This window comes from Bradyrhizobium sp. SPXBL-04 (genome assembly GCF_051853035.1).
GTDB classification, from domain to species: Bacteria; Pseudomonadota; Alphaproteobacteria; order Rhizobiales; family Xanthobacteraceae; genus Bradyrhizobium; species Bradyrhizobium zhanjiangense.
In genome coordinates, this window is the sequence record NZ_CP182472.1 from 6,895,336 (window position 1) to 6,921,508 (window position 26,173).

The window sequence follows — 26,173 nt, forward strand, 5'->3', positions numbered from 1 at the left end:
TAGGTTGGATCATTGAGAAGCGCCGCTTCGTCAATCTAGGCGGGCCGGAACCCCGCCCGCTCCAGCGCGGCGCGCGCTTCATTCGAGCCGAGTGCATCGAGAAAGGCCTGCACTGCCGGCCGGTCTTTGCGCGCCGTCACCAGCGCGAAGTCATAATGCTCCTCCGCGAGCGGAATGAAACCGAGGCCGACCGCATGGGCGACCGGCGCAATGGTCATGCCCCAGTCGGCGCGGTGCTGCGCCACGGCCGCCGCCACCGCATTGTGCGAGCGCGGCTGGTTCCAATAACCTTCCGGACGCGCCCCGCCGAGCAGCCGGTCGATCAGGATGCGCGTGCCGGCGCCCTGGTTGCGGTTGACCATGATGCAGGCGGGGTCGGCGAGCGCCGCTGCAACGGCGTCCTTCGCACCGAGGTCTTCGAAACGCTTGTCGCCCTTGCGGAAGACGATGCCCTGCATCCGCCGCCAGCCCGGAACGAGCTCGAGCCCCTCGACGAGATAGGGCGTGTTGTAGGTCTCGCTCTTGTCGTCGAACAGATGGATCGGCGCGAGATCGCACTCGCCGCGCTTCGCCGCGGCGAGCCCGCCGAGGCTGCCGACCGCGATCGAGCGTACGGTCAGGCCGGCATGCGCGAGCTGTGCGGTAACGAGATCGAGACCGGTGCAATGGCTGCCGACGATGACGAGATCGGGCACGCGCACATGCGGCGTGAACAGCGTCACCTCGGCCTGCGTGCCGGCCGGCATCTGATCGGCGAGCGCGTCGATGCGCAGAAAGCCATCGGCCTGCGCGAATGACGTGATCGCACCGGATCCTTTGCCGGAGGGATAGGCGATCAGGCCGTCCCGGCCCTCGACCAGCGAGACCATGACGAATTCGGTGCGGCCGAGTTCGGAAGCGATGCGCACAGGCACGGTCGCGCTGACCTTGGCCTCGGAGCGCGGCGGCAGCCCGGCCATCCTGCGCAGCACCGGCACGATCATGTCGTGGAAGGTGAACATCGCCGAGGTCGGAAAGCCCGGCAGGATCACCACCGGCTTGCCGTCGCAGACCGCAAGGCACAGCGGCTTGCCGGGCTTGAGCGCAACGCCATGCGCGATGATGCCGGGCTGGCCGAGCCGGTCGATGATGCGGTGGGACAGGTCGCCCGCGCCTTTCGACGTGCCGCCCGACAGCACCAGCACGTCGGCATCCGCCAGCGCGCGGCGCATGGCGGCTTCGAGCTTGGCTTCATCGTCGGGAATGGCGCCAAGGAAGACCGCCTTGCCGCCATTCTCGTCGATCGCAGCAGCGACGATCGCACCGTTGGTGTCGTAGATCTCGGCGGGCGCGAGCAGCTCTCCGGGCTGCACCAGTTCGTCGCCGGTGGAGACGACGGCCACAAGCGGCTTGCGCGCGATATTCACCTCGGCGATGCCGCAAGCGGCCAGCATGCCGATCTCGCGCGAGCCGATGATCGTCCCCGCACGCAGCAGCGCTTCGCCGCGCGCCATGTCGGATCCGGCATAGGAGACGAATTGCCCGGGAGACGTGGCGCGACGAACCTCGATCGCATCCGACCCGGCCGGCTGTGTGTGCTCGACCATGACGACAGCGTCGGCGCCGCGTGGCAGCGGACCGCCGGTGGCGATCGCTGTTGCGGATCCAGCCGCCACTTGCAGCGTCGGGGCTGTGCCGCAGTGGATAGTTTCAGCGTTCAGCGCGAGACGAATGGGTGCACCTTCCCCCGCCGCAACGACATCGGCTGAGCGGACCGCAAACCCGTCGACATTGGAGCGGTCGAACGGCGGAACGTCGATCGGTGCCGTGACGTCTTCGGCGAGCGCCGCACCGAGTGCATCAGCGAGTTTGCACACTGCACTCGGAATCGACCGCGGGAACAGCGCCGCCTCGAAGCGGGCCAGCGCTTCCTCCCGCGACAGGACCTTCAGGAACTGCTCCTGTTCCAGCGCGCTGCGCTCTTGCGACCGCGGAATCATCGTCATGCCGGAACCCATATCATTCCCGCATCAGATAAGCACCGACCGGCGTGCCCGCCGCAAATCCCTCGTGGCTGGCGGGGACGAGCAGCCATGCATCGGCACGGGCGATGGCCTGGAGCGACCATTCGCTCACGGCAAGCGGCATCCACGCATGATGTTCCTCGGCCAAGAGGACGATTTCGGCGATGCCGACGCCGGATGCGATCTTGCGCGCGAGCGGCAAGCTCACCTGTCGGCGTGGCCGGCGCGCCGACAGGTGGTCAATGAGCGGCAGCACGAACGCGAGCCAGGCCGCGAGCGCATGATCGGGCGAGCCGGGCAAGGCGACAACAGGAATCTGCCCGAGCCGGCCGACCGCGGTGGTGCGTCCAGGCTGGAGCGCAAGGCCATGGGCAAGCACCTCGCCGCGCCGGGCCAGCGCCGCGACAGCTGCATCCCGGCGACCGACGCCACTGCCGCCCACCGTCAGCAGCAGATCGCAGGAGGAAGCATCGAGCGCCTCGGCAATCGATGCTTCATCGCGCGCGCCGGCCTCAAACGTCTTCACATCCAGTCCCGCTGCGCGCGCGATCCCGGCGATCGTCTGCGCTGTCGTTGTTGCGCCCAGCACATTGACGATGCGCAGCCGCGGCCGCCGCACGAAAAGCTTTTCCAAGCCCGCAACGCGCGCGATCAGCAGATCGGCCGCAGCGATGGGATATCCCTCGGCGCCGGCGGGCGTGCACGCGGCGACGTCGCTTCCGGCGCGCCTGACGCCCTGCCCTGGCACGGCCTCTGCCAGCACCTGGGCCAGCGGACCTGACACCTCGACCGCGCCGGCATCGAGCACGCAGTCACATCCCTCCGGCATCGCGTCACCGGCATCGACCCACGCAGGAGCCATCGCCAGCGGCAGCGGCGCGTATGCCGACGCACCGACGAGATCATTGGCTGAGAGCGCCCAGCCGTCTGCGGCGGCCATGTCGCGCGGAGGATAGGCGGGAAGCAGCGGAGTGCCCACCGCGACGCAACCGATCGCTTCCGCCAGGGGCAACTCCACCGGCGCAACAGCATCGACGCCTCGCAGCAACGCGGCGAGCGCAGTGTCGAGCGGCGTGAGCGAGGACGGCAGGCGTTGGGTCATGCGCCATGATGGACCATGCATCGCCCGGTTTGGCAACCGCCAGCGCCGCGGACGTCAGCCGCCCGACCTGTCCGAATTGGGAAAGAACAGCTGCTGCCCGTCGACCTTGTAGCCGGCGATCACCGTCTGCCCCTCCGGCGAGGTCAGCCAGTCGATGAAGGTCTGCGCGAGATCCTTCTTCACGTTCGGAAACTTCTCGGGGTTCACCAGCATCACGCCGTACTGATTGAGCAGGCGCCTGTCGCCTTCGACGACGATGTCGAGATCGCCGCGATCCCTGAACGAGATCCAGCTGCCGCGGTCCGACAGCACATAGGCGTTCGCGGCGCGCGCGGCGTCGAGGGCTCTCGTCATGCCCGCCCCGGCCTCGCGATACCAGGCGCCCTTGGCGCTTGCGATGTCGATGCCGGCGACGATCCAGAGCGCGAGCTCCGCGGCATGGGTGCCCGAGCGGTCACCGCGCGTCACGAATGGCGCCCCCTTGGCCTCGATCGCCTTCAGCGCGGTCGCGATGTCCTTGCCCTTCACGCCCGCAGGATCGCTCTTCGGCCCGATCAGCACATAGTCGTTGTACATCACGTCGAGGCGCTTCACGCCGAAACCATCGGCGACGAATTTCTCCTCCTGCGGTCGCGCATGCATCAGCACGACGTCGACCTCGCCCCTTCGCGCCCCGTCGAGCACTTCATCGGCGCGCCGCGCGATCACCGTCACGTCGATGCCGGTCTTCGCGCGGAAGATCGGCAGCAGATAATCGAGCAGGCCGGACTCCTGGGTCGCCGTCGTCGTGGCGAGGACGATGCCACGCTCCTCCGCGGCTGACGCCGCAACGCCCGCAGCAAGGCCGCAGAGAAGCGCGAATGCAACGGCGAGGCGGCGGACGGCCATGATGCGGGTTCCCCTTGGCTGTGACGGAATCATGATGATGATCGATTGCGCCGCACTCGTGACGTCATCTGCTCCTCGCGCCCCCCACTCGGGAAATTTCGGCAAAGCGCGAATGCTTTGGGATCGTTCACCAAAGCAGAAATCGCGCGCGCGGATGTGTTGCAAAGCAGCGAGATGATCGGGCATGGTTCCCGCGGACACGAATTGAAATGCAGAATTCCACCTGCGTCGAACGTCAAAAAGAAGCAAGAATTTGCATAGGAATGCAGGATGGAATTCCTGACGACCAGCGAAGCCGCCGACTATCTTCGGCTCGGCGAACGCAAGCTTTACGAACTCGTCACCACCGGTGCGATCCCCTGCACCAAGGTGACCGGGAAGTGGCTCTTCCCGCGGCACGAGCTCGATCTCTGGGTGCTGTCGGGACTGGCGCGCCCGGCCGGCATGCTGATCGCGGAGCCGCCGCCGGTCGTGGGCGGCAGCCAGGACGAGCTCTTGGCTTGGAGCCTGCGCGAATCCGGCTCTGGGCTCGGATCGATGAGCGAGGGCAGCGCGCGCGGGCTCGAGCGCTTGCAGCGCAACGAGGTGATGGCCGCGGCGGTGCACTTCCATGCCTTGGACGCCGCCGACAATCTCGCCAGCGATGCCAGTGTCGAAGCGCTGCGGGCAGCTCCGGACCTGCACGATGCGGTGCTGGTCGCGTTCGTGCGCCGCGAGCAGGGTCTCGTGCTGCCGCACGGCAATCCCAAGCAGCTGCACGACCTGTCCGACGTGCTCGCACGCGGCGCCAGGATGGCTATGCGACCACAGGGCACGGGCGCGCAGATGCTGCTCGACGGGCTGCTCAAGCGCGCGGGCGCCTCGACGCGGGATTTGCGCCGCATCGAGACGCCGGCTCTGACCGGCCCGGACCTCGTCGATATCCTCCGCGCCGGCCAGGCCGATTGCGGGATCGCGACGCGCGCGGCGGCGCGCTCGGCCGGGCTGGATTTCGTGCCGCTGGTCTGGGAGAATTTTGACCTCGCGATGCGGCAGCGCAGCTATTTCCGCCCCGCCATGCAGGCCCTGCTCCGGCTGCTCGGCGAAAGGCGGCTGCGACAGCGCGCCGAGGAGCTGACCGGCTACGACCCCTCGCCCGCGGGACAGATCCGCTTTGCGGCCTGACATTGACGCCCGCCCCCGAATAGTTGCAAAAGAAACCAATTCAGCCGGGCATACCCGGGCAACACCGGCCAACGAGCCGGATCAGGGGAGGAGAAGCATGAATCCAAACAGATTTGGACTGCCGGTCGCGGCCGCCTTGGCGGCGCTGCTGCCGGGTGTGGCGTCGGCGCAGGTGTCGGACAACGTCGTCAAGATCGGCGTGCTCACCGACATGAACGGCCCGGCCTCGGCACCGACCGGCCAGGGCTCGGTGACGGCGGCGCAGATGGCGATCGACGATTTCGGCGGCACCGTGCTCGGCAAGCCGATCAGCGTCGTGATCGGCGACCACCAGCTCAAGGCCGATGTCGGCGGCGCGATCGCGCGGCGGTGGTACGACGTCGACCAGGTCGATCTGATCGTGGACGTGCCGGTCTCCGCGGTCGGGCTCGCGGTGCAGAACATCGCCAACGAGAAGAAGCGGCTGTTCATCACCCACTCCACCGGCACCGCGGATTTCCACGGCAAATTCTGCTCGCCCTACGCGATCCAATGGGTGTTCGACACCCGCGCGCTCGCGGTCGGCACGGCGGATGCGGTGGTCAAGCGCGGCGGCGACAGCTGGTTCTTCATCACCGACGACTACGCCTTCGGCCATTCACTGGAGCGCGACGCCTCCGCCGTCGTCACCGCCAATGGCGGCAAGGTGCTGGGCTCGGTGCGGCCGCCGCTGGCAACGCCCGACCTCTCCTCCTTCGTGCTGCAGGCGCAGGCCTCCAAGGCCAAGATCATCGGCATTGCCGCCGGTCCGCCCAACAACATGAACGAGATCAAGACCGGCTCGGAGTTCGGCGTGTTCAAGGGCGGCCAGCAGATGGCGGCGCTGCTGGCGCTGATCACCGACATCCACGGTCTCGGCCTGCAGGCGGCCCAAGGCCTGCTCCTGACCACGTCGTTCTATTGGGACATGGACGACAAGACCCGCGAATGGTCGAAGCGCTATTTCGCCAAGATGAACAAGATGCCGTCGATGTGGCAGGCCGGCGTCTATTCCAGCGTGATGCACTATCTCAACGCCATCAAGGAGACCGGCACCGACGATCCGCTTAAAGTGGCCGCCAAGATGCGCGAGAAGCCGATCGAGGATTTCTTCGCCCGCAACGGCAGACTGCGCGAGGACAATCTGATGGTGCACGATCTCTGGCTGGTTCAGGTGAAGACGCCGGAGGAGAGCAAATATCCGTGGGACTATTACAAGATCCTCACGACGATCTCCGGCGACAAGGCGTTCGGGCCGCCGGACCCGGCATGTGCGCTGGTGAAGAAGTGACGGGCAACGCAAGCTAGCCGCAAACGTCATGGCCGGGCTTGTTCCGGCCATCCACGTCTCGCCACGTGGACAGAAGAACGTGGATGCCCGGGACAAGCCCGGGCATGACGAGCGTGGGGTGTGGTTGCGACCGTCACTTCACAACTCCGATCTCGCGAAAATACTTCATCACGCCCGGATGGATCAGCTCCACCTTCGGCGCGGCCGCGACCGTGTTCGCGGCCGTCGTCTCGCAAGCCTGCGCGAGCTTCTTGCAGAACGTCACTTCTGCGCCGTGCAGCGTCTTTGCCAGCCGATAGGCGACGTCATCCGGCAAATCCTCGCGCGTCAGGACAAAACTCCACGATCCCAGCGAGGCAATCGGCTCCGTCTGCTTCGGATAGCTATTGGCCGGCACGGTGAGCGGCTTCAGGAACGCATGCCTGGCGCGGATGCGCGTCATCTCTTCGGCGCTGGGCGCAATGAAGCGTGCGCCTGACGCGCTCGATGCGACCGCGGCAAAGCCGGGCCAGCCGATGCCGGCGCCCCACAGCGCGGCGACGCGCCCGTCTTCGACCATCGCGGGGCCGTCGCCGGCGCGATCGAGATAGACCGCCTTGAAATCCTCGTCCTGCTTGAGGCCGAGGCCATCGAGCACGTAGCGCGCCAGGATCGGCAGGCCCGAGCCCTTGGCGCCGAACGCGACGGGCTGACCGACCAAATCGCGAATGGTCTTGTAGGGACTGTCCGCCCGCACCACGAACATGCCGGGGTTGGAATAGATCGCGGTGAGGATCTTCAGCGCAACCTTCGCACGGCCGATGCCGGCAAAGGCTTCATAGGCCGGCTCGCCTGCGACCAACGCGAGATCGAGCTCGCCTTTCTCCAGCAGCGGGATGTTCTCGTTGCTGCCTTTGGTGTTGCGCGGGACGATGCTGATTTGCGGATCGGCCGCGTTCATCACCTCCGCGAAGGCATTGCCATAGAGCGGAAAGCCCCCGCCGGGCGTCGCAGTGCCGAGGCTGAGTGTCGTGGTCGGAATGGCGTTGCCTCCGGTTTGAGCCGCGGCGGGGCCAAAGAGCAGCGCCGCTGCGAGAACGATAGTCGCGAATCTCATGGTCATTACCGCCGAGCCTGCGTCAACACCGACTTGCGACGATGTAGGCAGCAGCCCGATTTTGTGAAAGCATGCCCCCAACGACAATAGAACAATGGGAGGCGTCATGTTGCGAATTTTGCGTAATGGTGTTTTCGGGCTCGCAGTTCTTTTAGGTCTTTTCAGCGCCACACCTCCGGCCTCCGCCGCCTATCCCGACCGCCCCGTGCACTGGCTGATCGGCTTTTCCGCCGGCGGCCCGGTCGACATCGTGGCGCGGATCATGGCGCAGTGGCTGTCGGATCGTCTCGGCCAGCAATTCATCGTCGAGAACCGCACCGGCTCCGGCGGCAACATCGCGGCCGCCGCCGCGATCAACTCGCCGCCGGACGGCTACACACTGCTGTTCGTCGCGCCCAACAACGCGATCTCGACCTCGCTCTACAAGAAGCTGCCGTTCGACTTCCTGCGCGACACCGTGCCGGTCGCCAGCATCATGCAGCTCACCAACATGCTGGTCGTCTCCAACGCGTTCCCGGCGAAGACGGTTCAGGAGTTCATCGACTACTGCAAGGCCAATCCCGGAAAAGTCTCCTTTGCCTCGTCCGGCAACGGCACCTCGGTGCACATGTCGGCCGAGCTGTTCAAGGTGATGACCAAATGCGACATGGTGCACGTGCCCTATCGCGGCTCCGCCATCGCCTTCCCCGACATCATCTCCAACAAGGTGCAGCTGATCTTCGACAACCTGCCCTCCGCGATGGAGCAGGCGAAGGGCGGCAATGTCCGCGCGATTGGGGTGACCTCGCCGCAGCGCTGGCCGAGCGTGCCCGACGTGCCCGCGATCGCCGAGACCGTGCCGGGCTTCGAGTCCGTCGGCTTCTACGGCATCTCCGCGCCGAAGGGCACGCCGCCCGAGGTGATCGAGATCCTCAACAAGGCCGTCGGCGAAGCCCTGAAGGACCCGAAGCTGGTCGCGCGCCTCGCGGAGACCGGCGGCATCCCCAAGCCGATGACCCCGGCCGAGTTCGGCAAGCTGGTCGCCGACGAAACCGAGAAATGGCGCAAGGTGGTGGAGTTCGCCGGGGTTTCGGTGGACTAGGAAGCGGCCCTGCGCCGGGGTGCGTCGCTTGCGGGCAAGAGGGTTGGAGGGGCCGACAGGCCCCTTCAAACCAAAAAGTGCGAAAACAACCCCATGCACAGTAGAAGACGTGAGCAATCACAGCGGGTTAGAGAAACGCAAGAGCAGGAACCGGCCGGATGACCGCATGGCCATTTGACTCGTCGGGCAAAACACTGGCAAAATGCGATTATTCCGAATCCAGCAATCATCCGACCAGCAGTGCTTGCCGCGCAGCCCCGGATTTCCGTTGACCAGAGCCGGCATTGCACCCCCGCCTCAGGGCCTGTAAACGAACCGCGCACCGTTGCCGGCCGCGCAAAGCGGCCGCCTCGCGGCGGGGCCTGTAGCTCAATGGTTAGAGCCGGCCGCTCATAACGGTCTGGTTGCAGGTTCGAGTCCTGCCGGGCCCACCAGTCATTCAATGGGGGGTTATCCAGCGCCGGTGGTCCGCAATTGTGTATACCGCGGACCAGGGCGCCGTGTCGGGGTGGCGTGTGCCGTCCAAGTCTTGCGGACCGCACGAAGCTTATGACGGCTCAAGGTAACGAACGCTCAGGATTTACCATGCTTCTGGCCGCCCTTGCGCTCCCCCTTGTGGGCGCCCTTATGGCCGCCACGACCAGGACCGCTTCCAGACTTGTCGCCCTTGGCGAGGATCACCTTGCCTTCCAAGGAGCCTCCTTGGCCGCTTCCGGCGACGTCGCCGGGAGCGATTTGGCGCTTTTGGATGGCAGTCGCAGCAGCTCCCGATTGAGGATCTCCGGCCTGCTCACGGCCGGCCGTCAACGCCATCACTGCCGTCGGCGCCAAAAAAATCACTGTCAATGCCAGAATCGTTCTACGCATGGCACTCCTCCAGTTGGGAAACTTACGGCAACTTCGATATCGGCTCTAAGTTCCCGAGAGCTTTCACCTTATTCACTTGGTCGCCGCGCGCTCGAAGGCCTGCTTGAAGAGTTAGCGCCTTTAGACGGTGGTGACGTCTCAGGACGCGTCCTGGCGTACGATCGTTCCGACGTGTTCACCTCGCAGCGCCGGTTCAAGCAAATGCGGTTTCAATCCATTGATGATCTGAAAGCATTTCACCTGGCGAGCGCAGGCGAGCAGATCGATCAGCACCCGGTCGAAGGGCAGTGTGGAGATATTGCGCTCCTTCAGCTCGCTGACGGTGATCTCCTTGATGAAATTTGCGTTCGGGTTGGCATTCGGATCAGCATCGTAAAGCCCGTCGACATCCTTGATCAGCGTGTGCGTGGCACATCCGTAACATTCCGCCAGCAGGAATGTGCCCGCATCCGTGCGATGCGGCGGGATACGGCCCAACCGCGGCGGATGCTCCCAGATCGAGAACGGCGGATCGCCGTTGCAGATGACGCCCGGAGCTGACTTGATAAAAAACGGCAGCATGTGTCCGAGGATTTCCGGCGGAATTGCCACGACGCCATAGGGAGCGAGCAGCGTCCCAAGCAAGTGGGCATTGCCTAGCGCGTCGATGATCCGCAACTGCGCGAGCACTCCGGTCGGCAAGCCAAGATCCATTCCGATCGATGTGACGTGCCGGCTGCGAATACCGCCGCCAAGTCCGATCACCAGCTTGAATTTATCAAGCGCGGCAGCGAGCGCATCCACCAGCGGATAAGTCGCCTTGCGGCCGTTATCGATGATGGATCGTCCGCCGACCTTGATAACATGAGCGAATGGCAGCATGCGAACGACCGGCGTTTCGGTCGACGACATCACCTTCTTGTCGAGGAGACTCTCGCGCATCAGCATTGACTTGACGTGATGACGGCCATCGGCCGGAATTTCGGTAAACGACGTGTCTGATGATGACATGGCAAGATCCCCGATCACGCGCTGATAATGGTCCCAACGGGCTCGCCATTGAGCGCGCGGGTAAGATTGCCCTTTTTTAGTCCGTTGATGATCTGCACCGACCGGCGGTGTTTTGCGGTCTTCATCAATTCGAAAACGGATCGCTCCAGCACGACATCGGCGAGATCGAGCTGTTCGAGCTCCTCAACAGTGATCTTCGGGATAAAGCGCGCGTTGCGATCCTTCTTGGGATCGGCGGTGTAAAGGCCATCCTCGTCCTTTACGAATATCATGGAGCGCGCGCCGAGCACTTCGCTGATCAGATAGCAGCCGGTGTCGGTGCGATGAGGCGGGATGCGCCCGATCGCCGGATTGGGCTGCCAATACGCATAAGGAGGCATGCCGACGGAAACGCAGGCTTGGCGCTCTGCCAGGTATAGCGGCAATTGCGCGAATTGCGCCGGCTCGATTGACGGAATGCCGTGTTTGGCCAGAAGGTAATGAATCATCTTGGCGTTTTGAATGCTCACGAAGAAGCCGAGCACGCTCAACACGCCCGTTGGCATACCGAGGTCCAGGCCGACGCTGTAAGCGTGGCGCGCCCGTGTACCGGCGCCGGTACCAATGATCATCTTATGGCGGGGAAGATTCTCGACGATCTCCTCAATGAGCGGAAACACCGCGGCCCGCCCGCGGTCAATGAAGCTCTGACCGCCGACCTTGACGACGTTGGCATCGGGGAGGATTTGCACGACCGGCTGATTGTCGAGACTCGCCATCATTTCGTCGTCGGTGGGACTCGCGCCCATCAGCGCCATCGTCATTCGGTCCAAGATTTCCTTGTCCATCTCGTCCTCCATTCAACCGGAGCGCCCAGTCGCGCCGCCGAGACGATCGCTTCATTCAATGTCCTCGTCCCATTGAGGTTTGGCACCCAGCGGACAGCTGCTCCTTGTGTTTACGCAGACACTGCCCGACATGCTCTTCACCGAGGCACAATCTATCGATTTCCCCCTTGCAGGCGGAACGCATAGCTCCGCGGCTACCAGCTTCGTTCTGCGTCACTTCATCGTATTTGGATATTTGCTCAGAGACACGCGCGGTCGGCTCCTTAGGCACGCTCCAAAGCTTCGCGCTACGATCCATACCTGCGGTCGCGACCCACGTACCGGCATGCGAGAATGTTACAAAATGAATCCGCCGTTCGTGTCCGGTGAGCGCGGCAACCTGACTACGCGTGGCGACGTCCCAGAACCTCACGACGTTGTCTAGCCCGACAGAGACCAGCATTTTGCCGTCAGGCGAGAAAGCACAAGAGCGGACCCAGCGCGTATGGCCCTTGAAAGGCTCGAGCTCTTCGTGGGTCGCGACGTTCCAGAGCTGCACATCGTTGCTGGCGCCTGCCGACGCCAGAAGCTTGCCGTCGGGAGAGAATGCCACCGAGTGCACCGGCCCGGTATGCACGTCGATCGTTGCGATCTCGCTCCAGGTAGCAAGATCCCAGAGCTTGACGCTGCCATCGATGCTGCCCGATGCGAGAAGGCGACTATCGGGAGAGTAAGCCAGCGCCTTAATACCACCAGTATGGCCGACGACTGTGGTGAGCTCCTTTGCGGCCGTGACGTCCCAAATCTTGATCTTTTGATCATATCCTCCGGATGCGATCGTCTTGCCGTCCGGTGCGTAGGCCACAGCGCGAATGATGTTGGTGTGGCCGCGCAAGGTCGCAAGTTCTTTGCCGCTCGCCATATCCCAGAGTTTGACCGTCCGGTCATAGGAGCCAGTGGCCAGAATCTTCCCATCAGGTGAGAGCACAAGCGTGACGATCGCGCCGGTGTGACCTTTGAGGATGGCGAGTTCCTTGCCGGTCCTGACATCCCACAGCCGAGCCGTGTGGTCGTGGCTGCCGGATATGAGGATCTTGTCGTCCGGCGTGAATGCCACAGCGGTCACGTAGCCGGTATGTCCCGCAAAGGATTCCTGCCCCTCATCCTTCACCATTCCCGCGGGCGCCTGAATTCGGCGCTTGAGGACCTCTTCGACGTCCCACAGCCTGGCCAGCGTATCCATTGTGGCGGTCGCCAGCGTCTTGCCGTCGGGAGAGAACTCGACTCCGCGCACACGGTCACCCGCATCCGGGATGCTCGCCAATTCCTGTCCACTCGCTGCGTCCCAAATCTTGAGGGTATCGTCCTGGCCGCCCGCGGCAACAAGTTTGCCGTCTGGCGAGTACGCCACGGAGAGCACCTCGTTCTCTGATCCCTCGAGGATCATGCGCTCGGCGCGCGTGGCGACATCCCAGAGCCGCACTGTCGTGTCCATACTGCCGGTGACCAGCGTCCTGTCGTCGGGCGAAAACGCGATGCCCCGCACGCCATGCCCGTGCCCCGTCAGGGTAGCTTCCTCGGCGCCAGTCGCGACATCCCAGATCTTGACGGTGTAGTCGTTACTGCCCGATGCCAAATGCTTGCTGTCGTGACTGAACGCCAGCGATCGAACTGCGCCTTTGTGATTGAGCTGCGCCAGCTCCGTGCCGGTCGCAACGTCCCACAGCTTGATCGTGTTGTCGTGGCTGCCTGAAGCGACGGTCTTGCCATCAGGTGAGAACGCCAGCGAGCGGATCATGTTTGTATGGCCGCGAAATGTAGCGAGCTCCTTTCCGGCAGCCCAATCCCAAAGTTTGACAGTCGAGTCATAGCTGCCTGTCGCCAGGATTCTGCCGTCCGACGAGAAGGCCACAGCTTCGACCGCGGCTTCGTGTCCAATGAGGGTGACCAGCTCTTTGCCGCTTGTCGCATCCCACACCTTCGCAGTGCGATCATAGCTGCCCGTGGCTATGTGTTTTCCCTCGGGCGAGTAGGCCACGGAGGCGAGCGCGAGGGTGTGCCCTCCCAGCGTAGCACGCACCTGCGCTTGCCCCGGCGATGCTGTCACGAGCGCGAGCAGGAGTATCGCGACGGCAACCATCACGTATCGCTGCGCCGGCACAGATCGCACTCCAAAAGAACCAACTCGCGACATGGCTCCTCCTCGTTCAAGCTTCGATGCAAGCTCCGCCATTCACGAGCGGTCATTGTTTCCTGGCTCAATCCCGCGCAATCAGGCGAATGGCGGGCGCTTTGACCAAAGCAGTTACTTCCATCCCATCGCACAGTCCCATGTCCTCGTAAGCCTGGTACGTGACCAGCGCCTTGAGAAGAAAGCCGCAATCGATGCCCACGCGCACCATCGGACCTTCACGGTCCAGCGACCGGATGCGACCGACGAGGTGGTTGCGTGCGCTGCCCTGCCGGGCGACTGCGCCCCTTTCCAGCATGACGTCCTCCGCACGAATGCAAACGCATACCTGGCTGCCGACGCAGGCTGCCGACAGCGCGAGCAACTCGCTTGAGCCGATTTGTATGGTCGCCAATCCATTCACCTTCCGAATGACTTTGCCACCTTCGATATTGTCGACACCGACGATCCGGGCCACGGCCGGATCGATCGGCGCGGAAAAGACATCCTGCGGCGGGCCGCATTGGCGAACGCAGCCGTGGTCCATCACGATGACATGGTCGCCCAATCCCAAGGCCTCGACACGGTCGTGAGTCACCATTACGGCTGGTACTGCCAACTTCGTCAGCCAACGGCGCAGGTCACGTCGAAGTTGCTCGCGGGTTGGCTGATCCAGCGCGCAGAGCGGCTCATCCAGCAATAACAGGCGCGGCCGGCACACCAATGCGCGGGCGAGCGCGACGCGTTGCTGCTGTCCGCCCGACAGCTGGTCAGGGTAGCGGCCCTCCAAGCCTGCGAGATCAAGCAGATCGCTCAGTTCAGCGATCCGCTTACGCCGCTCTGCATCACCGATGCGACGAATTCCGTAAGCGATGTTGCGCGCGACAGTGAGGTGCGGAAACAAAGCATATTCTTGAGACAGATAACCGATTTGGCGGCGCTGCGGCTGAACCAGGATGCCGCGACTTGCATCAAACCAAGTCTCATCGCCGAAGCGAATGTAGCCGTGCTGCGGTCGATCGAGCCCGGCCAGGCATCGCAGAGCAGTTGTTTTTCCGGAGCCCGACGGACCGAACAAGACGGTGAGCGAAAAATGGCCGAGCGGGCGATGCAGCCGGACCTTTATCGGAGGACCGTCTGGGAACTTCTTCTCGAACTCCGCTACGAGCTCAGGCTCCATGTCCTCCCTTCCGATTGAGGAGATGCGTCACCGAGAGCGCAATGAAAGACGATGCCAACAAAACGAGGGAGGCCATCGCAGCTCCTCTATAGTTGACCGCTTGAACCTCGTCGTAGATCGCGATCGATATCGTGCGCGTGACACCAGGAATGTTGCCTCCCACCATGAGCACGACGCCGAATTCACCGAGCGTGTGCGCGAAGCTAAGGACGAGGCCTGTAACAATGCCCGCCCACGAGAGCGGACAGGCGACTTGCAGGAAAGTACGAATTCGCGAGACGCCGAGACACCACGACGCCTCGATCAGTCGCCGGTCAACGCTGGCGAAAGCGGCGGCGAACGGCCGGACCGCAAAGGGCATGCTATAGAGGATCGACGCGAGCAACAGGCCTTGGAACGAGAACGCAAGGGCATGTCCCGTCATGTGTTCGTAGGCCCGGCCCAACGGGCTCATCGGCCCAATGGCAACCAGAACATAAAATCCAAGGACGGTCGGAGGTAGAATCATCGGCAGAACGACCAGCGACTCAAGCAGGAACTTCAGGCGCCAGCGCGTCACGGACAGCCAATAGGCGAAAGGCAGCCCCAGGAGGAACAGGATCAGGGTGGTGAACGCCGCGAGTTCGACGCTGACCCATATCGCCTCGATATCCATTTACTCCTCCGGACTCTCGAACCCGAAGCGTCTCAAGATCGTTCGGCCTTCCTCGCCCATTATGAAATCGCGCAAGGCCGCGGCCGCGGAACGGCTTTGCGCCCACGACAGGATCACGCCTCCCTGCACACGGCGAGGATAGGCGTCCAACGGCACTTCCCAAAACCTTCCTTTGTCCCGCAGCGAGGGGGCAAGCGCATGAGAGCGACTGATGATGCCAATGTCGGCGCTGCCGCTCTCGACGAATTGGCCCGCCTGCAGCACGGTGTCACCGAGCACCAGCCGGTCTTTCACTTGTTTGTAGACCCCCATGCTCTGCATCGCGGCTTCCGCCGCCCGGCCATAAGGGGCGTGGCGCGGATTGGCGATCGCAATCTTGCGGACGTCGGGGCTCAGCAGAGACTGCATGCCGAGCTTTTCGACGTCGATAGACGAGGACCGCGGGACCCAAATTACGATCCGTCCCACACCGTAGACGAACTCGTCGCCCTCCGACGCAAGACCGTCCCGAACAAGGCGGTGTGGGTAGTCAACATCAGCAGAGAGGAAGACATCGAAGGGAGCATGGTTGGACAGTTGGGCGTAGAAATTTCCCGAGGAGCCATAGGTGATCTGGAGCTTGATGTTCGGATGCCGAGCGCGGAAGAGGTCCGCGGCCTCGTCCAAGGCAAATTTCAAGTCAGCGGCCGCAGCCACGCGCACGTCGCTCGGCTCGGCGGCTAACGCCGCATCCGGATACCACAGCCCGGCGAGTATCGCGGACATAGTGGCGAAGAACAGGAGCCGGCGCCGCACGGGACAACTCCTTCGCGACACGTCAGACGGGCTTCGCCGGGTTCCCGGGCGCAGCCGCGCTTATTAACTCTCGTTTGCACCTTCAGTTCATTTTGGGCGCATCCGCATGGCCCGCGAGGAGATTTTGGTGCGTGGGGGATCTCTCTCACGCGGAAGGCAGCGAGATAAGTCAAAAACTGGGCGAGTTCCGTGGTAAAGCGCGAAATCGAAATAATGCGTACTTTCTGACAGATAAGTCGGCTCTGGACACGCGCGCAATCAGTGTCGCGGATGATCCTGGACTGTTGGCTCGCGCGAGAAGACGCGCAACACGAACACTGTCACGAAACCGCTCAAAAATCCCGCCAACAGGTTCGGCACCAGTTTAGCCGCGGGAAAAAGATATATTTCCGCCCGCGCGCCCAGAAGAAAAACCAGAGCCAGCTCCGTACTCGTCCTGGCGACAGCGGCGAGGAGTCCGAGCAGGCAGTAGCCGAGCGCCCACACAGGCAACCGGCGTACAAGCGGATCTGCAAGGTCGATCACGAGGCCCGGCGCGATATGCTTTAGGATCTCGAGCACGCCAAATCTCCCGTCTCCCTGCAGAAAGCCGATCACGCCCATGATCGCGCCCGCGGTTGTGCCACCCCAGCGCGAATGGGTGAGGCGGGCGGCAAGCACATACAGCGGGAACAGGAGAACAGCCTTATGCCCCGAGGCAAAGGGCAAACCGGGAAGGAATTTCAGCATCTTGAAGGATGCCATGCAGAGCGCGATGCCGCTCACGATGGCGACATCGTGAGCGAGTCTGGCTTCGAGCTTGGGCTTATCGCCTCCTTCGGATTGGCTGCCCGCAAGCTCCACATTCGCCTTTATCGACAGCACGAAGCCCCCAATATTGCCGCGCAGCAAGTGCTTGAGCGCCGTCAAGGCCCCGTGTTGCGCCCCCTCACCGACTTCACGGGCCTGGCGCCGGCTTCGCTCGTCGGAACCGCTGAGCAGCGAGAGCGTGCGGTCGAACGAGTGAACGAACAAGTCGGGCAACCGTAGCCGCAGCAGCCCATGGACCAAGTCGTCCTGGCTCCCCGTCAGTCGAACCACGGCTGAGGTGAGCAGCACGGTCAGAATCTGCAGGCACATCACCGCGGCGCGATCCAGGCCGGTTAGATTAAAAGGAAACACCCATCCGAGGCCGGGAACTCGCCAGTGCAGCAGGAGATCCGCTGCGGAATGCTCCGGCGGAAGCAGCGTGTAAGAGCCGATCAGGAACAGGAACAACCATTTGAGCCGCCACCCCGGACGCAGGACCTGACTAGTCGGAACGCGGCAGATGAGCAGCGCTAGCACCTGAACGGCGAGCAAGACCGAGACAAAAAACCAGCGGAGGGAATGGGTTGCAGACAGGGCCGGGAGCACAAATGTGGCCGCAGTTACGACCAGCAGGTAACTGACTTTCAGCACTGCTGCCCGACTGCGTTGATCGTACTGCGAAGAGGTCACGTCGCTGCTCAAAGCTCGCTTCGTTGTACCTACTAGCGGCCAGTTCCTGCGCACTTGGTCTCGACCACCCAGCCATACTCTTCCTTGCGTTGTCCTGCACCCCCTCACTGCCCGCCAGACGGAAGGAAGCACCGCGGTTCGGGTGCTGTAGCTACGCACCAGATTCGCACCAGAAACAACCTGATCAAAACGCAACGAGCGCGATCAAAATCAAACGAAAACGCAGCAAGATCAACGAACCTGACCATTATCCCGCCGCTCATAACGGTCTGGTTGCAGGTTCGAGTCCTGCCGGGCCCCACCATTCGGCAGCATCATCGCCCTTGAAAGTATTCCACTTTTCGTTCCGCTGTCACACCCGGCCCACTAGGGTGTGACAACGGTTCGCGCGGTGTTCGCTGGCGCGTTTTGGAAACGTTCGCATGTCTCGATTAAGCCGTAGCCGGTACAGGCGTCGCCCGTGTCGGCTCACTCGGGGTTGTCCAACTTATCGGCCCTTGCCAGCGCCGTGGCTTTCTCGGTGGCCTGCTCTTTCGTGAGGGTGCTGCTGCTCAATCGGCGTGCGACAAGGTTATCCCAATAGAACCGGATCGACTTCCGTCCGTTCGCAAACCCCACCTCAAGGCTCTCGCAATCGTCGTCTACGCCACGGTGAGGGATGATGCGGATGGGTCGCCTTCGGCCATGGGGCTATTGCTAGCATTCCGGAAGGACGTGGACAACGACGGTCCCTGCGCACAGTCGTGGCGGACCGTGCATGCTATGATCAACGCATGATGCGTCGGCAGAGCCACCACGAAGTGCTACGGCGCGCAGGACGTTGCCGCAGCCCAACTATTTGACTTGGCTCCGCATCCGAGTGGGATTGATGCCCAAGGAAGACGACTACAAAAATTGGCTCCGAGGTTTTCAATCGAAGCCTACGAGATGGCAAAGGTTTTTAGCTTTCTTCAATTCCAAAGCCGAGACGAAGTAGTCGAACGACATGTGCAATCTCTACAGCATCACGACGAACCAAGCGGCCATCATCGTCCTGTTCCGCGTGACGCTACGTCAGCAACCTGCCGCCGATGCCCAGCGCATTCTCCGACTGCCCTGCCCCAGTGGTCCGCAACACCGAGGCCGGCCGCGAGCTGGCAATGATCCGCTGGGGCAATGCCGCCACCGCCGCGCACGGGCAGCCCGCCCGGCGCCGTGGGGGCGTGGGACGAGCGTAGGACAGTCCTGCCTCGATATGAGATGTCGGCTCGAAGAGGAGGACCGTCGCGCGAGGGGCCGGGGGAAGTTCCGGCGTCGGTCCCTCGGATTTTTTCTGCATTTGTCGAAGTCCTCATTAAGCTGCAGATTGAGATTGAAGTCCAACTAAGGGGGCAGCCTGATGTCGGAGATCGACCCGCATACGCTGGAGGGCCATCTCTCGAAGCTAGTAGAGGACTGCGAGTCCTTGACGATTGTGTTCGGCGTGCAGAATGCATGCACCATGTACCCGCCCTACATCGTGGGGAGGGATTTCATCGCTGGGAGCGATCATACGGATCACGCAAAAGCTAGGCCTCTCGTGGCGCCGTTCAACAGCATCCAACAGATCATCTGTCACCCGACGAAGAGCTAGGACGCCGTCGGCGATGTCCGCTTCGCTCCGATGCCGACCGCATTTGTGCAACCGCAGCAAATGTCGCGATGGGCCGATCTCGTCGGCAAGCACCGCCGCACGAAGCTAAAGGACGCATTGACGCTGAAGACGAAGATGGACGCCCAGCGGAAAGCGCTGGAAGTCCTTGCGGCCGATGCGGAGGAATACGAGCGGACCCACTCCGCGAAGAAATTTGAGAAGAGCATCCGACGCTTTTCCAACCGCCGGTCCACGCCCAAGGATGTTGAGCAACTCGTTCTTGGCACTACGAACGCTCCATACCGCCGGACAATCAATTCGACGGATCTCGTGGCTCGCCTCACGTCGAGAGATTGGCAGAACTGGATCGCGCATGTCGTCACATTCTTCACTGAGGTGCGACCTGAACTGGTTTTGCAGTTCGCTCGGCTTCACGCCATTCCCATCAAAGATTTGGCTGCCGCTTATCGATCGATGAAGTCGGTCACTGGCGAGACCAACCTCACATTGGAGCGCGCATTTGAGCGGCTGGCGTAGCTTACTTGGTCGAACGCTCGACGGGCTTTTGGACCTGGAGCAACAGGGCCGGCCGGTGCCCGATTGGGTACTCGGTGGTGGCACGGCCTCCGCCGTATGGCGTCGTCCTGGTCGCCAGGAACACAAAGTTGCGAACACGATCACTTCAAGACGAGTTCGAGTTGGCGCTCATTCTATCGAAGGAGAATTGCGCCGCTCATCGCAAACGCCTCCGCCGACGCAAATGGACCCTGCATCTCATCGGTCATGGGGATGCTTCTATTCTTGAGTCAAACTTGCGCTTCCTCGTCCGCCACAGCATTTATCGTGCAAGTGGTTTGGTCCCGAGGCTCCAACGAGAGATAGGGCCTTTATCGCACACAGCGACTTTGTCCGAGTTCAAATCCAGCCTTTCGGAGAGCCTATCTTCGTCGTACCATGGCTTCCCCCGAAAAATCGGGTGAACGCGAGACGGCGCGAATTCCTCCGGGCGCAACGGCGGCCCGTTCGTCTCCCACTGGTGCTGAGGCGAGGGATGGACCGCAAGTCGGCCAGATGTTCCTCCAGCGCACGCGTCGCCTCTTTAAATTAAAAGTCAGTCATAGTGAACGACCCAATTGCCTAGTCCAGGACGATGTCCGATCGACGATCATTAGTTTCCAACATGGATTCATACCGCAGCGTCAGCTACGTCGGCGGTCTGGTCGTGATTGGAGTGATCTATTTCGCCTCGGCAAAGGGTGGCCTTGCCCTCGCCTCCATTCATCCCAGCGCAACGCCAATTTGGCCGCCGACAGGCGTTGCGCTGGCGGCGGTGCTGTTGCGGGGATATCGAACTTGGCCCGCAATTTTTGCGGCGGCGCTGATCGCCAATGCGACGACGGCAGGCTCCGTTGCCACTGCAACTGCGATTGCAACCGGGAACTCTCTTGAAGCGATTGCCGGCGCGTATCTCATTAATCAGTGGTCAGGCGGCTGTGAAACGTTCTCAACCCCAAATTCCGTCGCAAAGTTTACCCTGATCTGCGTCGTGATCGCGACGCCGATCAGCGCCAGCATCGGACTGACCAGCCTGGCACTCTTCGGGTACATCGAGCCGGAGAATTTCGCGGACGCGTGGATCACCTGGTGGCTGGGCGACGTGACCGGCGCACTAGGCATTGCCCCCGTGATCGTGCTGTGGGCATCAAACCACCATCATGCCTTCAACCGGCACGATTTTGTGGAGACGGCAGCGGTCCTCGCAACAGCGGCGGCTGTTGGCCTCATTGCTTTCAGCCCCCTGATCGAGCAGACGCCCGGCCGAGATCCACTCGGCTTTCTGGTGATCCTGCCCATGTTATGGGCGGCGCTGCGTCGCGGTCCACGCGATACCGCAACGGTTGCCCTCGTGCTTGCGGGCATCACGATTTGGGGAACGCACACGGGCGGCGGCCCCTTCGCGACGCCAGATCCCAATGCGTCATTCCTTCTCGTGTTGATGTTCTTGATCAGCATTACCGTTCCAAGCTTGCTGTTGAGCGCGGATGTCGAGGTCCGCAAGATTGCCGAAGGAAGCCTGCGCCGCGCGCACCTCGAGCTCGAGCAGAAGGTCGCAGAGCGCACGCAGGAGCTGCAGCTCGCCAACGCAGCGAAATCGCGCTTTCTCGCCATGGCAAGCCATGATTTGCGGCAACCGTTACATGCGTTGGGGTTGTTCGTCGCCCAGCTGCGCACGCCGCTCAACCCGGATGAAAGGACAAAGACGATCGAACGGATCGACGCCACCCGCAAGGAAATGGATGAAATGTTCAATTCGCTCCTGGACATGTCCAGGCTGGATGCCGGGATACTCACGCCCAAAATGACCGAGTTCCCGATCGGGCGCCTGTTGCAGAAAATCGAGACGGCGTTTGACCAGGCGACGCAAAAAAAGGGTCTGCGGCTACGCGTCAGGCCAAGTGATGTCTGGGTGCGAAGCGACGCGATGCTGCTCGAACGCATCATGCTGAATCTTGTATCAAATGCGGTGCGCTATACGTTGCAGGGCGGTATCCTGGTCGGATGTCGTCGTCGCGGTGAAATGTTGCGCATCGAAGTATGCGATACCGGTCCTGGCATTCCCGACGATCAAAAGCACAATATCTTTGGCGAGTTTTTTCAAGTTCCCACCTCAGAACAGAACCGGTCGGGCGGACTGGGCCTCGGCCTCGCCATCGTCGACAAGCTTCGCCTGCTTCTCAACCATCAAATCGACCTGGCCTCGACTGTGGGCCGAGGTTCGCGATTTGCGATCCTAGTTCCGAAAGTCGATCAATGCGTCAGGTCCGCGGCGCCCGCCGATTTACCATACCCAGGCGCCTTCGCGGTCGACGGCAAGGCAATTCTCGTTATTGCCGATACTCCGATCGTGCGGGAGGGAACGGGCGGATTGCTCAGCAAATGGGGATACTCGGTTCTTGCCACCGGATCCGACGAAGCTGCACTCGTCCGACTTGCCGAGCGCGAACAGCGCCCAGATCTCATCATCTCGGACTATCATCTCGCAAGCGGGAAGACCGGAATCCGGGCAATTGAACAAATCAATGCGGCGTTTGGCTCGTCAATTCCCGCCATTCTCATCAGCGGCGATACCGGAGCTGAACCTCTGCGGGACGCGAGGGACAGAGGTTACATTTTGCTGCACAAGCCCGTCGACCCGATGCGGCTCCGCGCTGTCATGCATGAGCTCCTTAGGGATCATGATGGTGGAAGAGGCACCGGGGCAGTTTCATGATTCAGATTTCGGCGGCCATTCCCAGCCCATTTTTCCGACCTTTATGACGGCCTCAGTGCGCGTCGCTACGCCGAGCGCCTTGAGAACGACCGTGATGTGATTCTTCACCGTGGGCACTGCCATATTGAGCGTCCTGGCAATGACCTTGTTGCTTTTTCCCTTCATCAGCAGCGCAAGTACGTCGATCTGACGATCGGTCAATCCGCGCCCCTTGAGCGAGTCGCGAGCCAATGGTTTATCTGCAAGCCGCGGACCCGCCGTTTCCTCCAGAATCTCCGAGGGAATGTAAACTCCGCCGGAGAACACCAACTCAATAGCGTTGAGCATCACGTCACGTTCCGTGGTTTTCGGGATGAAACCCAGCGCGCCAAGTTTGAAAGCGCGCCTGACCGTGTCCTGATCATCGGAGGACGAGAGAATGATGATAGCAATCGTCGCATAGCGATGGCGCAGTTCGCAAAGGACAGAGAAGCCGTCGCGGTCAGGCAAATTGATATCGAGCAAAATGAGGCTGATATCGGGATGCTGCTCGACGATGTGCATGGCCTCTCGACTGCTCGAAGCTTCGAATATCACGGCCTCTCGCTTCAATTGCTTCAGGACGCCGTGCAACGCCTCGCGGATCAATGTGTGATCGTCAACAACAAGAACCTTCATAAAAATGCTCTCCGTTCTCTGAGCGCCCGGAGATCAATGAAATCATACACCCACCTTCGAAACCGTCCACCTTCTATCTCTGGTCCAGTGGTTCCGCCGTCAGGCACTCAAAGTAGGAGTCGAGCGCTGCTGTGTGCAATGGTTGCAATCGGCACACAATCGTAGTGAGCGCGGACGACGTGAAGCGCGGTACTCGCTGGCCTCTCCGTCCACGCGAGCGATGAATTACTCATCACGTGTCTAAAGGGTATCAAATAGATGCCGCGGCCCGGACGATACCTTGGTCATAGGACCTAGGCACCTCTCTGTACCGACCTGCGGCCGATTTACACACTGCGCCACTTGAACGATGATGTCGACAGTCCGCCTCTCCACCAGCGTTTTACTCGACACGGCCATATGATCATTGTCGCAATTGCTGTCGTGGCCAGGTCGATGTGAAGCAACCCTGAACTGCGGCGCTGTCACGACCCGCAGGGCCGCGCTTTTTTTCAAATTCGATCCGTCTCGATCGTTCCTCTTTAAGCGTGCGCGCACGCTGGACGAGGCAAGCCAATGCATGACCGAACCGCCACCCCGAAGCCATCAGCGGACGCGCTGCCGGAGCTGAAAGCCAACGGCCGCGACCTGCGCATTGACGCCTGCCGCGGCATCGCGCTCTGGTGCATCTTTCTTGATCACGTCCCCAATAACATTGGAAGTTGGCTGACGCTGCGAAACTACGGCTTCAGCGATGCCGCGGAAGTGTTCATGTTCGTCTCGGGCGTCACCTGCGCACTGGCCTACGGAAAGGTATGGAGGTGCGAGGGATGGACCAGCGTGATCCGCCGGACGCTGCGGCGAAGCCGGGACATTTATGTCGCATTTCTGCTGCTCACGCTCGCCTGCGCCCTCCTGGTCCACATCGCTGGCGTGGAACGCCTTGCTGACGAGAGCAATACGCGCATTCTGCTGGACCAGCCGGGCGCGACGCTCGCGCATGCGGCGATTCTGCAGTACCGCCCGGTCAATACCGACGTGTTGCCGATCTTCGTGCTTCTCCACCTCTTGTTCGCGCCGTTGCTGTGGTTGCTGCTCCGACTGCCGAACGTGACGCTTGGCGCCTCGCTGGCGCTTTATACGCTGGTGCATATGTTCGGCTGGTCCTTGCCGGCGTGGCCGAACGGCCACTGGGCGTTCAATCCGCTGGCTTGGCAGCTGCTAGTGGTGCTTGGCGCGTGGATGATAATCGAGGGCGAAAGAGTGCGCCCCTGGTTAACGTCACGCATGGCGCTTACGCCTGCCGTTCTCTATCTGGTCTTCAGTCTCGTCATCGCATTGAGCTGGAGAATCAAGCCGCTGGAGGCGTTGATCCCGCAGGGGCTGACGAAGTTGGTTTACCCGATGGACAAATCGAATCTCGATCCGCTGCGTCTATTGCATTTCCTGGCTCTTGCAGTTGTAGCGGTATGGTTCGTGCCGCCCAACCGCCAAGCATTGACGACTGCGGTGATGCGCGGCGCCATCCTCTGTGGCAGGCACTCGTTGCCAATCTTCTGCCTCGGCGTTCTGCTTACGCTCGTCAGCCTCCTGGCGCTGCTCGACATATCTGAGGGGCTTGCGATGCAGATCACGCTCAGCGTTGGTGGCGTCCTAACAATGATCGTGGCGGCGACGCTGCTGAACTTGATCAAGATCAAACGCAGGCCGCAGCCGATCATTGCACGGCCGATGGGTGTGCGCGCCCCGCAGGACGCCTGGGGCACCGTTGGCTGGCGCACCCTGGAGGCGTTTCGCCGAGGACTGCGCGAGGTCGGATGGGCCGGCGGCCAGAAGCGCCTCATCGATTGCCGGTTCGCGGAGCGGCAATCCCACCAGGGTCCTCGCCTCGCAGGCGAATTGGCGCGGCTCAAGGCGGATGCCATCGCGGCCTCGTCATGCCCACCAAGTCAGTCCTCTTCCGTATCCGTCTGACCCGACTTCTATCACTCGAGCACAATGTCTGTGGCCTCCACGACGGGCTCGGCGAAAAGGCCAGCATGATCGTCGCGGAGTCGAGGCGGCCGCGCGGATCAGATCTTGGGGATCTTCGCCCGCTCAACCACGCCCGACCACTTCGCGATTTCGGACTGGATCAGCTTCTGCATCTCGTCGGGAGAGCTGCCACGGACTTCGCCTCCGACGGCCGTTTCCAGCCGCTGCCTGATCTCGGGATTCTTGAGGATGTCGAGTGTCGCTGAGTTGAGTGAGGCGACGACGGCAGGCGGGGTGCCCTTGGGAGCGAGAAGGCCCGCCCAGGTCCGCACGTCATATCCCTTGACGCCGGCTTCCTCGACCGTTGAAACATCCGGCAATAGCGCGGTCCGCGTCGGCGAAGTGACTGCCAAGCCCCGAATGGCCCCACTCTGGATTTGCGGTGCAAGCAGGACGGGCGTGCCGACGATCACGGGCACTTCTCCGCCGAGAAGCGCGGTGACCGATTGAGAGTCCCCGCGATAAGGCACATGCACCATGTCGATGCCGGCCATCGCGTCGAGCAGCTCTCCCGCAAGATGATGCGTGCTGCCGAAACCGACTGAGCCGAAGCTGAGCGCGCCGGGCTTCTGCTTTGCCGCCGCGATCAATTCGCCGAGCGATTTGGCCGGGTAGTCGTTACGCACCGCAATGACCAGCGCGTAGTAGACCAGCGTCGAGATCATGTCGAAACTCTCGGCCGGCTGATAGCTCAGACTCTTGTACGTCGCGGCCGATATGGCGTGGGCGCCCGTGACGAGTCCGATCGTGTAGCCGTCAGGCTCGGCCTTGGCGATCGCGTCCGCCGCAATGTTGCCGCCGGCGCCGGGCTTGGCCTCGACGACGATCGGTTGCCCGAGCTTCTTGGACAGCCCGTCGGCGATGATGCGCGACAGCGTATCGGCCGCACCGCCGGCGGCAAAGCCGTGAATCAAGCGTATCGGGCGCGACGGATAGTTGTCCGCCGACTGGGCCGGGCCGGCCGCCACAAAGCTGCCAAGCAGAAATCCGGTCGCAGCAAGTCGCTTCATCCACCGCATGGATGCATCCTCCCCT

General features: G+C 62.2%; 21 protein-coding genes, 1 tRNA gene and 1 pseudogene. 9 read left to right on the forward strand and 14 right to left on the reverse strand.

Annotated elements, in window-relative coordinates; genetic code table 11:
* Positions 1-35 precede the first annotated feature (35 nt).
* Genes ACNJX8_RS32975 through ACNJX8_RS32985 form a run of 3 tightly spaced genes read right to left on the reverse strand, consistent with a single transcriptional unit; the run spans position 36 to position 3,993 of the window.
* A complete protein-coding gene (locus ACNJX8_RS32975; RefSeq protein WP_439358163.1) occupies positions 36-1,985 on the reverse strand; it encodes a molybdopterin biosynthesis protein in 1,950 nt (649 codons plus the stop codon).
* 13 nt (positions 1,986-1,998) lie between these two features.
* Complete coding sequence (locus ACNJX8_RS32980) at positions 1,999-3,105, reverse strand: molybdopterin-binding protein (protein WP_439358164.1); 1,107 nt, start codon at positions 3,103-3,105, stop codon at positions 1,999-2,001.
* Between the two features lie 54 nt (positions 3,106-3,159).
* On the reverse strand, positions 3,160-3,993 hold the full coding sequence (locus ACNJX8_RS32985; RefSeq protein WP_128935824.1) for a substrate-binding domain-containing protein: 834 nt from the start codon (positions 3,991-3,993) through the stop codon (positions 3,160-3,162).
* Between the two features lie 270 nt (positions 3,994-4,263).
* Here ACNJX8_RS32985 and ACNJX8_RS32990 point away from each other — a divergent pair, with 270 nt between their 5' ends.
* Together ACNJX8_RS32990 and ACNJX8_RS32995 are read left to right on the forward strand one after the other, a co-directional pair.
* The gene (locus ACNJX8_RS32990; protein WP_249760037.1) at positions 4,264-5,157 is read left to right on the forward strand and encodes a helix-turn-helix transcriptional regulator; all 894 of its coding nucleotides are present in this window, start codon (positions 4,264-4,266) and stop codon (positions 5,155-5,157) included.
* Positions 5,158-5,254: 97 nt separating this feature from the next.
* Positions 5,255-6,466: an ABC transporter substrate-binding protein gene (locus tag ACNJX8_RS32995; RefSeq protein ID WP_091884229.1), complete on the forward strand. Its 1,212-nt coding sequence runs from the start codon at positions 5,255-5,257 to the stop codon at positions 6,464-6,466.
* A gap of 133 nt (positions 6,467-6,599) precedes the next feature.
* Here the strand turns inward: ACNJX8_RS32995 and ACNJX8_RS33000 are convergent, their stop codons facing one another.
* Positions 6,600-7,562 carry a TAXI family TRAP transporter solute-binding subunit gene (locus ACNJX8_RS33000; protein ID WP_439358165.1) on the reverse strand — a complete coding sequence of 321 codons (963 nt, stop codon included), beginning with the start codon at positions 7,560-7,562 and terminating at the stop codon, positions 6,600-6,602.
* Between the two features lie 106 nt (positions 7,563-7,668).
* Here ACNJX8_RS33000 and ACNJX8_RS33005 point away from each other — a divergent pair, with 106 nt between their 5' ends.
* Both ACNJX8_RS33005 and ACNJX8_RS33010 read left to right on the forward strand, forming a co-directional pair.
* Positions 7,669-8,643, forward strand: a complete 975-nt coding sequence (locus tag ACNJX8_RS33005; RefSeq protein WP_128956408.1) for a Bug family tripartite tricarboxylate transporter substrate binding protein — start codon at positions 7,669-7,671, stop codon at positions 8,641-8,643.
* 358 nt (positions 8,644-9,001) lie between these two features.
* Positions 9,002-9,077: transfer RNA gene (locus tag ACNJX8_RS33010), tRNA-Ile, on the forward strand.
* A gap of 139 nt (positions 9,078-9,216) precedes the next feature.
* Here ACNJX8_RS33010 and ACNJX8_RS33015 read toward each other — a convergent pair.
* The 8 genes from ACNJX8_RS33015 to ACNJX8_RS33050 form a co-directional block, all read right to left on the reverse strand.
* On the reverse strand, positions 9,217-9,510 hold the full coding sequence (locus tag ACNJX8_RS33015; RefSeq protein ID WP_128935828.1) for a hypothetical protein: 294 nt from the start codon (positions 9,508-9,510) through the stop codon (positions 9,217-9,219).
* 138 nt (positions 9,511-9,648) lie between these two features.
* Positions 9,649-10,518 carry an amino acid kinase family protein gene (locus ACNJX8_RS33020; protein WP_439410297.1) on the reverse strand — a complete coding sequence of 290 codons (870 nt, stop codon included), beginning with the start codon at positions 10,516-10,518 and terminating at the stop codon, positions 9,649-9,651.
* Positions 10,515-11,327: an amino acid kinase family protein gene (locus tag ACNJX8_RS33025; RefSeq protein WP_128935830.1), complete on the reverse strand. Its 813-nt coding sequence runs from the start codon at positions 11,325-11,327 to the stop codon at positions 10,515-10,517. The genes ACNJX8_RS33020 and ACNJX8_RS33025 overlap by 4 nt, the downstream gene beginning before the upstream one ends.
* A gap of 55 nt (positions 11,328-11,382) precedes the next feature.
* Positions 11,383-13,446 (reverse strand): WD40 repeat domain-containing protein, encoded by a 2,064-nt coding sequence (locus ACNJX8_RS33030; protein WP_439358167.1) that lies wholly within the window; start codon positions 13,444-13,446, stop codon positions 11,383-11,385.
* Positions 13,447-13,564: 118 nt separating this feature from the next.
* Positions 13,565-14,656, reverse strand: a complete 1,092-nt coding sequence (locus ACNJX8_RS33035; RefSeq protein WP_439358168.1) for an ABC transporter ATP-binding protein — start codon at positions 14,654-14,656, stop codon at positions 13,565-13,567.
* Entirely contained in the window at positions 14,646-15,311 is a 666-nt protein-coding gene (modB, locus tag ACNJX8_RS33040; RefSeq protein ID WP_128935833.1) for a molybdate ABC transporter permease subunit, read from the reverse strand. Before modB ends, ACNJX8_RS33035 begins: the two co-directional genes overlap by 11 nt.
* Positions 15,312-16,106, reverse strand: a complete 795-nt coding sequence (modA, locus tag ACNJX8_RS33045; RefSeq protein ID WP_128935834.1) for a molybdate ABC transporter substrate-binding protein — start codon at positions 16,104-16,106, stop codon at positions 15,312-15,314. It abuts the gene before it with no gap.
* Positions 16,107-16,364: 258 nt separating this feature from the next.
* Complete coding sequence (locus tag ACNJX8_RS33050; RefSeq protein ID WP_439358169.1) at positions 16,365-17,597, reverse strand: hypothetical protein; 1,233 nt, start codon at positions 17,595-17,597, stop codon at positions 16,365-16,367.
* 973 nt (positions 17,598-18,570) lie between these two features.
* Between ACNJX8_RS33050 and ACNJX8_RS33055 the strand changes: the two are divergent.
* From ACNJX8_RS33055 to ACNJX8_RS33070, 4 genes and pseudogenes are all read left to right on the forward strand, one after another.
* Positions 18,571-18,739: pseudogene (locus ACNJX8_RS33055) on the forward strand (SOS response-associated peptidase); the annotation flags it as partial.
* Between the two features lie 224 nt (positions 18,740-18,963).
* The gene (locus ACNJX8_RS33060) at positions 18,964-19,197 is read left to right on the forward strand and encodes a hypothetical protein (RefSeq protein WP_128935836.1); all 234 of its coding nucleotides are present in this window, start codon (positions 18,964-18,966) and stop codon (positions 19,195-19,197) included.
* Between the two features lie 30 nt (positions 19,198-19,227).
* Positions 19,228-19,734 (forward strand): hypothetical protein, encoded by a 507-nt coding sequence (locus ACNJX8_RS33065; RefSeq protein WP_439358170.1) that lies wholly within the window; start codon positions 19,228-19,230, stop codon positions 19,732-19,734.
* 643 nt (positions 19,735-20,377) lie between these two features.
* A complete protein-coding gene (locus tag ACNJX8_RS33070; protein ID WP_439358171.1) occupies positions 20,378-22,468 on the forward strand; it encodes an MASE1 domain-containing protein in 2,091 nt (696 codons plus the stop codon).
* Here ACNJX8_RS33070 and ACNJX8_RS33075 read toward each other — a convergent pair.
* Positions 22,463-23,125: a response regulator gene (locus tag ACNJX8_RS33075; protein ID WP_128956415.1), complete on the reverse strand. Its 663-nt coding sequence runs from the start codon at positions 23,123-23,125 to the stop codon at positions 22,463-22,465. The genes ACNJX8_RS33070 and ACNJX8_RS33075 overlap by 6 nt on opposite strands.
* A gap of 555 nt (positions 23,126-23,680) precedes the next feature.
* On the opposite strand from ACNJX8_RS33075, the gene opgC reads away from it, so the two are divergent.
* Positions 23,681-25,078 carry an OpgC domain-containing protein gene (opgC, locus tag ACNJX8_RS33080; RefSeq protein ID WP_439358172.1) on the forward strand — a complete coding sequence of 466 codons (1,398 nt, stop codon included), beginning with the start codon at positions 23,681-23,683 and terminating at the stop codon, positions 25,076-25,078.
* A gap of 98 nt (positions 25,079-25,176) precedes the next feature.
* On the opposite strand, the gene ACNJX8_RS33085 is transcribed toward opgC, so the two are convergent.
* Positions 25,177-26,157 (reverse strand): tripartite tricarboxylate transporter substrate binding protein, encoded by a 981-nt coding sequence (locus ACNJX8_RS33085; RefSeq protein ID WP_439358173.1) that lies wholly within the window; start codon positions 26,155-26,157, stop codon positions 25,177-25,179.
* Between the last annotated feature and the right edge of the window lie 16 nt (positions 26,158-26,173).

Coding starts and splice junctions, on each gene's coding strand:
- ACNJX8_RS32975 (WP_439358163.1), bottom strand. CDS start 1,985: ATGACGATGATTCCGCGGTCGCAAGAGCGCAGCGCGCTGGAACAGGAG.
- ACNJX8_RS32980 (WP_439358164.1), bottom strand. CDS start 3,105: ATGACCCAACGCCTGCCGTCCTCGCTCACGCCGCTCGACACTGCGCTC.
- ACNJX8_RS32985 (WP_128935824.1), bottom strand. CDS start 3,993: ATGGCCGTCCGCCGCCTCGCCGTTGCATTCGCGCTTCTCTGCGGCCTT.
- ACNJX8_RS32990 (WP_249760037.1), top strand. CDS start 4,264: ATGGAATTCCTGACGACCAGCGAAGCCGCCGACTATCTTCGGCTCGGC.
- ACNJX8_RS32995 (WP_091884229.1), top strand. CDS start 5,255: ATGAATCCAAACAGATTTGGACTGCCGGTCGCGGCCGCCTTGGCGGCG.
- ACNJX8_RS33000 (WP_439358165.1), bottom strand. CDS start 7,562: ATGAGATTCGCGACTATCGTTCTCGCAGCGGCGCTGCTCTTTGGCCCC.
- ACNJX8_RS33005 (WP_128956408.1), top strand. CDS start 7,669: ATGTTGCGAATTTTGCGTAATGGTGTTTTCGGGCTCGCAGTTCTTTTA.
- ACNJX8_RS33015 (WP_128935828.1), bottom strand. CDS start 9,510: ATGCGTAGAACGATTCTGGCATTGACAGTGATTTTTTTGGCGCCGACG.
- ACNJX8_RS33025 (WP_128935830.1), bottom strand. CDS start 11,327: ATGGACAAGGAAATCTTGGACCGAATGACGATGGCGCTGATGGGCGCG.
- ACNJX8_RS33030 (WP_439358167.1), bottom strand. CDS start 13,446: ATGGTTGCCGTCGCGATACTCCTGCTCGCGCTCGTGACAGCATCGCCG.
- ACNJX8_RS33035 (WP_439358168.1), bottom strand. CDS start 14,656: ATGGAGCCTGAGCTCGTAGCGGAGTTCGAGAAGAAGTTCCCAGACGGT.
- modB (WP_128935833.1), bottom strand. CDS start 15,311: ATGGATATCGAGGCGATATGGGTCAGCGTCGAACTCGCGGCGTTCACC.
- ACNJX8_RS33060 (WP_128935836.1), top strand. CDS start 18,964: ATGTCGGAGATCGACCCGCATACGCTGGAGGGCCATCTCTCGAAGCTA.
- ACNJX8_RS33065 (WP_439358170.1), top strand. CDS start 19,228: ATGCCGACCGCATTTGTGCAACCGCAGCAAATGTCGCGATGGGCCGAT.
- ACNJX8_RS33070 (WP_439358171.1), top strand. CDS start 20,378: ATGGATTCATACCGCAGCGTCAGCTACGTCGGCGGTCTGGTCGTGATT.
- ACNJX8_RS33075 (WP_128956415.1), bottom strand. CDS start 23,125: ATGAAGGTTCTTGTTGTTGACGATCACACATTGATCCGCGAGGCGTTG.
- opgC (WP_439358172.1), top strand. CDS start 23,681: ATGCATGACCGAACCGCCACCCCGAAGCCATCAGCGGACGCGCTGCCG.
- ACNJX8_RS33085 (WP_439358173.1), bottom strand. CDS start 26,157: ATGCGGTGGATGAAGCGACTTGCTGCGACCGGATTTCTGCTTGGCAGC.